This is a genomic window from Glaciimonas immobilis (genome assembly GCF_011947285.1).
GTDB classification, from domain to species: domain Bacteria; phylum Pseudomonadota; class Gammaproteobacteria; order Burkholderiales; family Burkholderiaceae_D; genus Glaciimonas; species Glaciimonas immobilis.
The window spans coordinates 110023-121427 of the sequence record NZ_JAAOZT010000003.1 but is presented as its reverse complement, the minus strand read 5'-3'; the positions used below and the strand labels follow the sequence as shown (position 1 = coordinate 121427).

The window sequence follows — 11405 nt, the reverse complement described above, 5'->3', positions numbered from 1 at the left end:
TGCAAGCGCTATTTTTGCGCGGTTGCTTCGCTTTGCGCCAGCGTTTGGAGTGCAGCCATTGTTTTGTCCCGGAAGCCGGCTTTCGGCATCGATACCAAAGCCTGACGCAAGTCGGGTTTTAATGGCGCTAACGCTAACTCTGCGATGGTCGCTGTGGTGTACCAAACCGGATCTTCGATTTCATCAAATACTTCTCTCAAACGACTGGACCAGCCGCTTGAGATGGACTTGAAATATTCATTTTTTGAGTCGATGGTAACGAAGCGGGTCAGCGCAAGCTGTTCGCTTTCATACACCAGCAAGTCGAGGGGCAAGCCCACCGATAAGTTAGAGCGCAAGGTCGAATCCATTGATATCAATGCACACTTGGCAGCCTGGTCCAGTGTGATTTCGGAGCCTGCGAGCACGCGATCAATAATCGGTTTGCCGTACTTGGATTCGCCAATCTGGAAGTACGGGTTTTCATCATGCGCTTCGATGAAATTACCGGCCGAATAGATCTGAAATAAACGGCATCGCTCACCTTTGATCTGGCCGCCAAAAATGACGCCGACGTTGAAGTCGATACCAAAGTTCTGAAGCGCGCTGGCGTCACGCTCATACACTGAGCGAATGGCCGCTCCTACGATCTGTGCGGCCTCGAACATCGATTCGGCGTTCCAGATAGTCTTCCCATCGGGATTGACGTGTTCCGAGATAATCTGTTTGATCGATTGGGAAATGGATAAGTTGCCCGCGGTCATCATGACCAGCAATCGATCTCCCGAATTCTCAAATACACTCATCTTACGAAAAGTGCTGACGTGATCAACACCCGCATTGGTACGGGAATCAGACAAAAAAACCAGTCCGGTTTTGAGGCGCATAGCAACGCAATAAGTCATGATGTAATGCTCGGAATGCAAAAAAATTGATTCTACAGCATAGCGATTTAATCCCGATCATCTAATCTAAAAACCGATCTCAACTTCCCAAAAAGTGTGCAGTTTATTATTTACACAATTATTTCTTATGAGACATTTTGTGACAAATAATGCGCTTTATGTTGTTGCTATTACGTTGACGTTTACGCTCAATGTTTCTGCACCTCCGCCGCGGCGTACGCCCCGAACTGGTGCGGCCGATTCGTAATCGCGTCCTATTGCCAGCCGGCAATAAGCATTGCTCGCAAAGCACGCATGGGTGACGTCGATACTAATCCATCCTGTGAAATCGGCCTGCTCGACCCACGCATCGACCCACGCATGGCTTTCGGCGTGATCGCTATTGCCGGGATCGATATAACCGGAAACGTAGCAAGCCGGTATCCCGACCACATGGCAGCAAGCCAGGAATAAGTGGGCGTGGTCCTGACACACGCCTCGGCCTAGTCGCAACGCATCATCCGCGCTGCTTGTGACAAGCGTGCTACCGCTCTGGTAGGCCACGGTGCCGCAAATGGCCTGTGCCAGCGCAAGTAATTGATTGCTGTTTGCGCCTTTGATGAGATGCTTGTGAGCAAACGCGATAATCGCTGATGTCGGCTGTGTGAGGGGCGATGCAACCGTGAATACGAACGGTGAAAAAGTCCCCTGTTGCGGCAGCCTTCCCAAAAATAAGGGGGTGACCGCGACAGTGCCCTCTGCCACGATGCGGACGTAGGTATGTGGAATTGTAATCGTCAACATATGACTCAGATTGCCGAAGGCATCGACAAACGGATGGCGTGCACCTGTGCTAGTGATATGCCAGTCAATGGTGCGCTGATGCGCTTCGGCACGCGGCGTTAGCCGCAACTGTTGAATTGTATAAGTCAGTTCTTCAGTGTAGCGATAAATCGTCTCGTGCCTGATGGTCAGGAGCATATTGGTCAGGCCGCCAGGGGAACCAGAAAGTCCCGACTGATCCGGTTGCCCAAGTCAAAGATACGATCAAAAAACAATGTCAGATAATCGTGCAGGCCTGCATCGAGAATTTCGTCAATGCTGCTGAACTTTAGTTCTGCGTGAAGTTTGCCTGCGAATCGCTCGGTATCGGCCGAAGCATTATTACTAACGTGCCGCAGATTATTGACCACCTCTTCAAGACAAGCTGCTAGCGAACGCGGCATATCGGTGCGCAAAATCAGCAAATCGGCGACGCGGGCGGGCGTGATGACATCGCGATACACTTTGCGGTAAATTTCAAACGCTGACACGGATCGCAAAATTGCGGCCCAATAGTAAAAGTCAATTTGCGGCTCGGCTTTAGCGTCTAGTGTAGGTGCTTGTTCCCGTGTTTGTTCTGGATCTTGATCCAGATTGAGATCTGGCGCTGTATCTTGCATCTGAGCTTGCATCTGAGCTAGCGTCTGGGTTTGTGATTGCGCTTGTTTTTGGTGCTTATCTTTGGCGTTATGAAACCTGACGTCGATGATTCGTGCGGTATTGTCGGCGCGTTCTAAAAAAGTACCCAGGCGGATGAAATGAAATGCTTCATCCTTCAGCATCGTACCGATAGTGACGCCTCGCGAGAGGTGTGAACGATGTTTTACCCATTCAAAAAATTCAGCCGGATTTTGTTCCAGTGAATTGGTTTTTAGATACGTCTGCATTTTGAGCCAGGTGGCGTTCTGAATTTCCCACGCCTCGGTAGTCAACGCTCCGCGGACAGCGCGCGCGTTTTCCCGGGCTTGCGTAAGGCAAGCGGAAACAGATGATGAATTTTCAGGATCGCGCACCATAAAATCGATGACATTTTTTGGTGTCAGCGTTTTATGCCGTTTGTCATAAGCTTCCTGCAATTCGGAAATACCCAACAGCGCGCGCCAGCCTTGTTCTACGTCTTCTGCCGGCTGCGGCAACATGCCGGTTTGCAGATGGACATCTAGCATGCGTGCAATGTTTTCGGCGCGTTCGGTATAACGGGCCATCCAGAACAGGTGATCTGCGGTGCGGCTTAACATGCTATTTCTCCAGTATCCAGGTATCTTTGGTGCCGCCGCCTTGGGAGGAGTTGACTACGAGCGAACCTTCTTTAAGTGCCACACGGGTAAGGCCGCCACGCACCATTGAAACGCTTTTGCCCGAGAGAACGAACGGGCGCAGGTCGATATGGCGCGGGGCAATACCTGCGTCGACATAGGTCGGGCAGGCCGAAAGCGCCAGCGTTGGCTGCGCGATGTAGCCTTCTGGATTAGCGATGACGCGTGCGCGGAAGTCTTCGATTTCTTGCTTGGTGGATGCCGGACCTACCAACATACCATAGCCGCCAGCGCCGTGGACTTCCTTGACTACCAGATCCTTCAGGTTCGCCAGCGTATATGCCAGGTCGTCTTTTTTGCGGCACTGAAATGTTGGAACATTGTTTAGAATGGGTTTCTCCGCCATATAAAACTTGATCATGTCGGGCACGTAAGGATAAATTGATTTATCGTCAGCGACGCCGGTACCGATAGCGTTTGCCAGCGTTACGCCACCGGCCCGATATACAGACAGCAAACCGGGTACGCCTAGAGTGGAATCCGGGCGGAAGGCCAGAGGATCAAGATAGTCATCATCGATTCGGCGATAAATCACGTCCACCCGTTTTGGGCCGCGTGTAGTGCGCATATAGACCGCGTTGTCGTCAACAAACAAGTCTTTGCCTTCGACCAGTTCCACGCCCATTTGCTGGGCCAGGAACGCGTGCTCAAAATAGGCTGAGTTATACATGCCGGGTGTCATGATCACGACGGTTGGATCGGTGACGCCCACTGGCGCAACCGAGCGCAGATTGTCGAGCAACATGTCGGGATAGTGATCAACCGGGGCAATTTTATGGCGGGTGAACAATTCAGGAAACAGGCGCATCATCATCTTGCGGTCTTCCAGCATATAAGACACGCCGGATGGCACCCGCAAATTGTCTTCCAGTACGTAAAACTCACCTTGACCGGCACGCACAATGTCGACGCCCGCAATATGCGCGTAGATATCTGACGCGACGGAAATGCCCTGCATTTCTGGCCGGTACTGGGCGTTGCGGTAGATTTGTTCAGCCGGGATCACGCCTGCTTTGATGATGTTCTGATCGTGATAGATATCGTGAATGAACATATTTAGCGCTTTGACGCGCTGGATAAGTCCCGCTTCCAGTACCGACCATTCTGCCGCATGAATGATGCGCGGAATAATGTCGAAAGGAATCAGGCGTTCGGTGCCCGCATCGTTGCCATACACCGCGAAGGTAATTCCAACACGTCGGAAAATGACATCCGCTTCGACGCGTTTTCTAGCAATGGTTTCAGCAGATTGCTGTCCGAGCCAATTAGAAAATTCATCATAATGAGGACGTGCGACATCGCCGCCGTCCGTGTACATTTCATTGAAAAATTTTGCCATAACCTTACTTCGTCGTAGTTTGGGACGTAAATGTCAAAAGAGCAACAAATTGCGTTGACTCTTCATCTATATGGTTTAGTTTTAGTTTTATCAAAATAGCATTATTCATACTGCGTAGCAACCACCTTGCACCATTTAAGGTGTCGCGACGTTTGGCCATGCGACGTTACTCGCTATTGATGGGGGAGGTCGCCGTTAGCTCTGTATACCAAGGCGTGGGTTTAGGGACCGCGCATGGAGCAGGGGCGTCTATAGAAGTGAAGTTGGCGGGGCCGGCGACTTCCAGATATTCCATATCTGGGGAGTAATCAAACAAAAAGTGCACTATTCCGGGGCGCTGGTGCACACAATCGCCCGCGCAGACCAGCGTTAACTGATCTTCGTACATAAAGCGGGCCCAGCCTTTGAGCATATACACGATGTGGAAATTCGCCTCATGCCGATGCCAGCCGGTGCCCTCTTCTGGTGCGCGATTGGCCTTCACCAACTGGGCGACGACCTGTCCGCCGGTAGCGGCGCTTATACCGAGGTCGCGATATTGAAAAAAATCCCGAAGACCGCCGGTTTCAAATGCGGTGTCGCCTTCGCGTATGTGTGAAAACGCGTTTTTTGAGACGAGTTGGTCATTAGTGTTTTGCGCATCCATTGCATTTTCCTTTCATGCAAAATACGAAATAAACACCCCATGACAACGTTCAGGTTTAACAACCTGGATAAATTGGTCGCATGGACTGTTTCCGAGAGACTTAACAGCTACATACAACGCATACGCGCAAAATATGTCTTAACTCTACTCCTGATTCGGCCTCGTGCGGTAGGCGAAATATCGGCACACAGAAGAGAATTTATATCATTTACTGAAGCAATTGTCGTGCCAATCTCGCGCTGTGAAATGGAATATGATTTTTAGCGTTTGTCCGCAACGAAGTAGCTTGAAATTTTATAAGGCAATAACGACAAGGCTCGATGATCTTTTGGCTTTTTTTCCATTTCGGCGACTTTACGTGGAGTTCTGATTGCCGTCAGGGCGCACGGATGTAATCAACCAACGCCATGGTTCGCGCATCGGGTGGTGGCGTCAATAGGCTTACGACGACCATCGCCAATAACCCCGCCGGTACGCCAAAAACCCCCGCCGAGATCGGGGCAATGTGAAACCATTGACCTGCGACCGTTCCGCCGAATGCAGGAAGCGTATGCAGCATGTAAAACACGCAGATACCGAATCCCGCAACGATTCCCGCAATAGCGCCTTGCTGATTGGCTCTTTTCCAAAACACCCCTAGCATGAGGGCTGGGAACAGCGCCGAGCCGGCCAGCGAAAAGGCCGCGCCCACCATTGACAAAATATCCCCAGGCTTCAGCGAGGCCGTGTACGCCGCCAGCAACGCGACAACTAACAGCAGTAATTTAGAAATCGTCACCCGCTTTTGCGTGGATGCAACAGGGTCGATTATTTTGTAATAAACGTCATGCGACAACGCGTTTGAGATCGTCAACAATAAGCCATCTGCAGTCGACAGCGCTGCGGCCAATCCGCCAGCGGCGACCAAACCGGAAATAAAATAAGGCAATCCGGCAATCTCGGGCGTCGCCAATACGATCATGTCGCCATCGAGTGTGATTTCAGACAGTTGTACGATGCCGTCGTGGTTAAGATCAACGATGCTGACGAGCGGATTTGTTTTATCGATATTGGCCCAGTAGGAGACCCAATTAGGCAGATGCGTATATTCCGTACCGACCAGCGAAGTATAGATATCGTACTTGACCAGCACCGCCAGGGCGGGAACTGTCAGGTAGATCAACAAGATAAAAAATAATGTCCAGAACACCGACTTACGGGTTTCTTGCACAGACGGTGTCGTGTAATAACGCATCAGAACATGCGGCAACGCTGCGGTGCCCAGCATCAGACAAAAAACTACCGCTAAAAAGTTATTCCGCTTGATATCTGAGGCTTCCTTATCCTTCCCAGGGAACGGCGTCGCTTGTGGCGTCGGCGGTTCGGCATGGGCCAGATTCATGGCCCTGGCATCCATCCAGACCAGTCTGGCCTCTTCCGGCGATTTGGGATAATCGCTTAACTTGCGATTGGCGGCCCGAATCTCAATGAGCGAGGTCTCGCTATTATGTTTCAAGACTTTAAGCTGGCGCTGGGCTTCAATTCTGCCTTGCGTCCAGGATTGCGGCAAATTGTTGAGGCGTTTACCAAGCAAGTCGGCGCGCGCGCGATAGATATTGCGTACTTCCAGTTCCTTGGGATCGTCGCTCAACGTTTGTTCGATATCGCTAAGCTGCGTCATGACTGAGCCATACGCCAGTTGCGGTATCGGATTGTGGGTGTGTTTGGCCGACAGCCAAATAACAGGAATCAGATACGCAAAAAGAATAATCACGTATTGCGCCACTTGCGTCCATGTGATCGCCCGCATCCCGCCTAAAAATGAACAGACCAGAATACTCGCAAGGCCCAGAAAGATGCCGACCGAAAAATCAACACCCGTGAATCGGGATGTGATGAGGCCGACACCGTAAATCTGCGCAACGACGTAAGTAAACGAGATCAGGACGGTAGCAATGACCGCTAAAAGTCGTACCGGATTGCCGCCAAATCGCGCGCCAGCATTGCCGTTATAGCGCGCTGCCAAAAAGTCGGGAATGGTGTATTGGCCAAACTTGCGCAAATAAGGAGCGATCAGCAAAGCCACCAGACAATAGCCACCGGTCCAGCCGATAATATAGGCCAGTCCATCGAATCCCTGCAAATATAGCCCCCCGGCCAGACTGATAAATGTAGCCGCGGAGATCCAGTCTGCTGCGGTCGCCATGCCATTAAATATGCCTGGCACGCGACGTCCTGCAACGTAATACTCCGACACGTCGGAAGTCCGGCTGACTACGCCGATGCCGGCATACAGCGCGATGGTCGCGAACATAAACAGATAGCCGATCCACGAACGCGGGAAGCCCTCTTTTTCGAGGATCGCCAGAATAATCAGAAAGCCGATAAAGCCAGCCGTATACCAAGCGTAATAGCGTGTCAGACGCGCCAGAAAGGACTTATTTTTCATAGTCGACCCGATTGACTTGTGTTGGTTGGGACGGCTGGATCGACTGAGAAGTAAGGTCGCGCGCCTCTAGCGCTGCCTTTAATGCTGCTTCTAATGCTCCTTCTAATGCCGCATCGCGGTCGAAGCGCTGCATTTGCCAGGTATAGATGACTACGATGAAGAGATAAACGACGACCAGGCCCTGCGCGGCCATATAAAACGAAAGCGGCCATCCGAACAAGGTTAGACTCGACAGCTCGCGCGCAAAAAATACTACCAAAAACGTCACCAGCCCCCACACGAGCAACAGGCAAAAAGTCAGCGTTTTGGTCCTGCGCCAATGTCGGGCACTGGATGTAACGGCGTGGTGTAGGCTGGATTGGACCATGGTCATTATAAGAATACAAAAATTCAGGAAGCTTTAAACCCGCTGCCGTCAGGCGTATTGCGGAGTATTGTTGATGGCACCAAAATACATTTTTAGTTATTAGGTTCTAGCGACGTATTTAGCCATATTTTTAGCGATATTCATCCTGCAGGATCACCCCCGAACGCAATCTGAAAGTGACACGAAACAAACACCCCGGCTGCTTCGGATCAGGACAGCGCGGATTGTAAAAAATGGCGACTTCCGCATTATGTTGCTGTGCAATTTCACGCACGATTGCGAGCCCGAGTCCGCTGCCAGAAAGATTGCTATCGAGAATGCGATAGAAGCGCTCAAAAACCCGCTCGCGCTCGGCCGGTGGAATGCCGGGACCGGTATCCTCTACTTCAAGGATCCCTTCCTGCCAGCTTTCGCCGGGCCGGATGCGCAACGTAACGTGGCCACCGGCGGGTGTGTAATGCAAGGCGTTATCGATGAGATTGCTCATTAACTCGCGCAGCATGATCGGGTTGCCGATCACCGTCAGTGGATACGGTCCTTCCTCAAATCCGAGATCTATTCGCTGCGTAAATGATGCCTGCACCCAATCGCCAATCACATTGCGCGCCAGTTCGGATAACTCTATCGGGACCAGTGCGGTGCTTTCCTGTGTTTGATTTTCTGCGCGCGCCAGCGACAGTAGCTGATTTACAAGGCGCGTTGCAGAATCGGAACTTTTGGCTAATTGTTCAAGCGAGCGTCGAATATCGTTGCCATCGGTTTGACGCAGCGCTAGTTCCGATTGCATCCGCATGCCAGCCAGCGGCGTTTTCATTTGATGTGCGGCATCAGCAATAAAGCGCTTTTGCGTCTGTATCGTCTGCGAGAGTCGGGCCAGCATATCGTTGAGCGAGCGCACCAGTGGCGATATCTCTTCCGGTACTTGTCCCGAGTCGATCGGACTTAAATCGTCGGGTCTGCGCGCGCGTATGCGTTGCTGCAATTCGGACAGTGGTGATAAACCGCGCGACAACGCAAACCAGACTAAAGCCAATGCGATCGGCAATATCAAAAATTGTGGCAGGATCACGCCCTTAATGATCTCGTTGGCCAGTTGCGCGCGTTTCTCCAGCGTCTCACCTACCTGAATTAGCGCCATCGGCGGTGCCGGGTCATTGACGTTAGTGCTGGCCACGTCGTTGCGCAAATCAATATAGGTATAAGCGACGCGCACGTCCGTGCCATGCATCGAACCATTGCGAAATTGTACAGTGCCGGCATGCGGAGGATCTTCATCGGGCGCAATGGCGGGCATTTCACGATCGCCGTCTACATATTCCCCTTTTGGACCGGTAATCAAAAAGTAGATGTTGTCAATGTCGTCGGCGCGCAAAAAATCACGCGCCGCGCCTGATAATCGCGTCACCACTTTGCCATTGGCCTGAGTGACCTGCTGGGAGAGCACGGTTACGCTATCGTCCAGTGCGCGATCAAATGGTTGATTGGCGATGGATTTTGCTACCAGATAAGTGATGGCGATACTCATCGGCCACAGTAACAGCAAAGGCACTAGCATCCAATCCAGGATTTCGCCGAATAACGAGCGCTGAATCCGTTCTTTAGATTCTGTCTCCGGCAGGAGGCTGCTGCCGAAATCAAGCGCATGCGGTTGTAGGGGTGCGGTTTCCGAAGCTTCGTCAGGATATTGCGCGGCCCGATCCACAATCTGATCTGTCATAGGTTAAGTCAGTTCGTTAACCCCTCATCACGTATGAGCGTGTTGAGGGTTGCGCATCACGCTTTGAGTACAGTGTGAGCATGATCTGAGAATCGCATTAAGAAGCTAGACAGCGCCAGAGGTCGGCGCAGGTGCAGGTTGAGGCGGAGGCGTCTCAGGAATTTTTTCGAGGCAATATCCAAGTCCGCGCACCGTCGCAATTCGTACCCCGCCTATTTCGATTTTCTTGCGTAATCGATGAACGTACACCTCAATCGCATTATTGCTGACTTCTTCGCCCCATTCGCATAGATGATCAACCAGTTGTTCTTTGGAAACCAACCGTCCGGTGCGCTGCAGCAATACTTCCAGCAAACCGATTTCGCGCGCTGACAAGTCCAGCATCTGGTCGCTTATATAGGCGATGCGGCCGACCTGATCGTAGGATAAAGGGCCATGTTTGATCACGGTCGGGCCGCCGCCCGCGCCCCGGCGCGTCAGTGCTCGTACGCGGGCCTCCAGCTCAGACAGCGCAAATGGTTTCGCCATATAATCATCGGCCCCTAAATCCAGCCCTTTGACGCGCTGTTCAATAGAGTCGGCTGCGGTCAGGATCAGGACCGGCAACCTTGAATTGCGCGCGCGCAAACGACGCAATACCTCTAGGCCCGCCATTTTGGGCAGGCCCAAATCCAGAATCAACAGATCGAAATCCTGCGTCGATAATGCAGAATCCGCTTCTACGCCGTTTAAAACGCAGTCGGTCGCATAACCTGACTGGCGCAAGGATCGGGTTAATCCGTCAGCTAAAACACTATCATCTTCAGCAAGTAAAATGCGCATGGCTTAGGTTGCCTTTAAGACGTTCTATGGTCTGAATCGATCTGAATATGTCTACATACAGTCACTTCAGTGGCCATGTTGGAGGTCATACTCAGGGGTGGACATTTGTCGGCTTTTTTTTCTGACTTGTTACTTTGGTCTCGACCGTAGTCTATGGCGTTTCTGAGGTAGCGGCAAGCGTTGCGCCCTGTTGAGCGTGAGATTTGTTACTTTCGCTAATGGAATAACGGCGTACAGCGTACGACGCATAAGCCGTTATTGCAGGCCCATCCGATTTCGCGGCGTAAAACCGCCGAAAAAGCGGCGTATTCGTGATGCTCAGCACCACTTTTGGTATAATCCACGTGTTGGTATCCGTACACTTGTTATTGATATCTGTTATTAGTGTTTTTATTGATCGCTTACCGAATAGCTACATGTACCGAATGTTGATTCTCTTCTTGACGTTTTTATTGCCTTTGCAAGTATTTGCAGGCGGTATAGACGCGCATATCAAGATTGCACATCAGGCACAAAATAACGTGGCATTTTCGCAGGCGCATCAGATCTTAGAATCCGCTCATCAAGTCGCGCAACAAGCACACTTATTTGATATTGCGGATATTGCCGATATGATCACAGATCAAAGCGGATTTGATGATTGTTGCGCCTTCGGTGACGATCCGGCGGATTCCAGCTTGCATGCCGATCTGAGCGACGAACCGGTGCCAGCACATGGTTTTACTTTTCCGCCTAAACAGTCGTCCCTAGCCCTCGCGCATAGCGACGATAAGAAGCGCGAACCGCCTTACTTACCGCTAGTTCCCCCACCCCCTCGCGCCTGACTTTACTAGCCAGCTCTGGCTAGCTGCGCCCCTGTCATTGAGTCGTCTTACACGGCGACTTTTTGGCGGCGCGTTACCCCCAAATTTATTTCAGTTTTAATTTTTTTTGTGCATTTAAGCTGGTTGTGCGTCTCGAAAAATCGGCATTTAGCGTTGTCATTGTGCTTTCGAGTTATACGCCTTTAAAGTGGCTATAAGGTCATTAACGTATGCAGCGTTGGTATTGATGGCTATCTTGCAAGATTTTTCTAAATTTGCGAG

The 11405-nt window shown here is 51.3% G+C and carries 10 protein-coding genes; 1 reads left to right on the top strand and 9 read right to left on the bottom strand.

Features of this window, described 5'->3' with window-relative positions:
• Window positions 1-8 precede the first annotated feature (8 nt).
• The 9 genes from HAV38_RS06970 to HAV38_RS06930 all read right to left on the bottom strand — a co-directional run bounded on the left by HAV38_RS06970 (window position 9) and on the right by HAV38_RS06930 (window position 10320).
• On the bottom strand, window positions 9-884 hold the full coding sequence (locus HAV38_RS06970; protein WP_168053827.1) for a proteasome-type protease: 876 nt from the start codon (window positions 882-884) through the stop codon (window positions 9-11).
• Between the two features lie 156 nt (window positions 885-1040).
• Window positions 1041-1844: a transglutaminase family protein gene (locus tag HAV38_RS06965; RefSeq protein WP_168053825.1), complete on the bottom strand. Its 804-nt coding sequence runs from the start codon at window positions 1842-1844 to the stop codon at window positions 1041-1043.
• A 5-nt stretch (window positions 1845-1849) separates the two neighbouring features.
• A complete protein-coding gene (locus tag HAV38_RS06960) occupies window positions 1850-2923 on the bottom strand; it encodes an alpha-E domain-containing protein (protein WP_168053823.1) in 1074 nt (357 codons plus the stop codon).
• A gap of 1 nt (window position 2924) precedes the next feature.
• Entirely contained in the window at window positions 2925-4340 is a 1416-nt protein-coding gene (locus HAV38_RS06955) for a circularly permuted type 2 ATP-grasp protein (protein WP_168053821.1), read from the bottom strand.
• 166 nt (window positions 4341-4506) lie between these two features.
• On the bottom strand, window positions 4507-4986 hold the full coding sequence (locus HAV38_RS06950; protein WP_168053819.1) for a cupin domain-containing protein: 480 nt from the start codon (window positions 4984-4986) through the stop codon (window positions 4507-4509).
• Window positions 4987-5362: 376 nt separating this feature from the next.
• Entirely contained in the window at window positions 5363-7414 is a 2052-nt protein-coding gene (locus HAV38_RS06945) for a sodium:solute symporter family protein (protein WP_168053818.1), read from the bottom strand.
• Window positions 7404-7787, bottom strand: a complete 384-nt coding sequence (locus HAV38_RS06940; RefSeq protein WP_168053816.1) for a DUF4212 domain-containing protein — start codon at window positions 7785-7787, stop codon at window positions 7404-7406. Before HAV38_RS06940 ends, HAV38_RS06945 begins: the two co-directional genes overlap by 11 nt.
• A gap of 124 nt (window positions 7788-7911) precedes the next feature.
• Window positions 7912-9498 (bottom strand): sensor histidine kinase, encoded by a 1587-nt coding sequence (locus tag HAV38_RS06935; RefSeq protein ID WP_168053814.1) that lies wholly within the window; start codon window positions 9496-9498, stop codon window positions 7912-7914.
• Window positions 9499-9603: 105 nt separating this feature from the next.
• Window positions 9604-10320 carry a response regulator gene (locus HAV38_RS06930; RefSeq protein WP_168053812.1) on the bottom strand — a complete coding sequence of 239 codons (717 nt, stop codon included), beginning with the start codon at window positions 10318-10320 and terminating at the stop codon, window positions 9604-9606.
• A gap of 425 nt (window positions 10321-10745) precedes the next feature.
• On the opposite strand from HAV38_RS06930, the gene HAV38_RS06925 reads away from it, so the two are divergent.
• On the top strand, window positions 10746-11144 hold the full coding sequence (locus HAV38_RS06925) for a hypothetical protein (protein ID WP_168053810.1): 399 nt from the start codon (window positions 10746-10748) through the stop codon (window positions 11142-11144).
• Window positions 11145-11405: the final 261 nt, after the last annotated feature.

What these genes read in the sequence shown, in the direction of transcription:
- HAV38_RS06970 (WP_168053827.1), bottom strand. Translation starts at nt 884, where the DNA reads ATGACTTATTGCGTTGCTATGCGCCTCAAAACCGGACTGGTTTTTTTG.
- HAV38_RS06965 (WP_168053825.1), bottom strand. Translation starts at nt 1,844, where the DNA reads ATGCTCCTGACCATCAGGCACGAGACGATTTATCGCTACACTGAAGAA.
- HAV38_RS06960 (WP_168053823.1), bottom strand. Translation starts at nt 2,923, where the DNA reads ATGTTAAGCCGCACCGCAGATCACCTGTTCTGGATGGCCCGTTATACC.
- HAV38_RS06955 (WP_168053821.1), bottom strand. Translation starts at nt 4,340, where the DNA reads ATGGCAAAATTTTTCAATGAAATGTACACGGACGGCGGCGATGTCGCA.
- HAV38_RS06950 (WP_168053819.1), bottom strand. Translation starts at nt 4,986, where the DNA reads ATGGATGCGCAAAACACTAATGACCAACTCGTCTCAAAAAACGCGTTT.
- HAV38_RS06945 (WP_168053818.1), bottom strand. Translation starts at nt 7,414, where the DNA reads ATGAAAAATAAGTCCTTTCTGGCGCGTCTGACACGCTATTACGCTTGG.
- HAV38_RS06940 (WP_168053816.1), bottom strand. Translation starts at nt 7,787, where the DNA reads ATGACCATGGTCCAATCCAGCCTACACCACGCCGTTACATCCAGTGCC.
- HAV38_RS06935 (WP_168053814.1), bottom strand. Translation starts at nt 9,498, where the DNA reads ATGACAGATCAGATTGTGGATCGGGCCGCGCAATATCCTGACGAAGCT.
- HAV38_RS06930 (WP_168053812.1), bottom strand. Translation starts at nt 10,320, where the DNA reads ATGCGCATTTTACTTGCTGAAGATGATAGTGTTTTAGCTGACGGATTA.
- HAV38_RS06925 (WP_168053810.1), top strand. Translation starts at nt 10,746, where the DNA reads ATGTTGATTCTCTTCTTGACGTTTTTATTGCCTTTGCAAGTATTTGCA.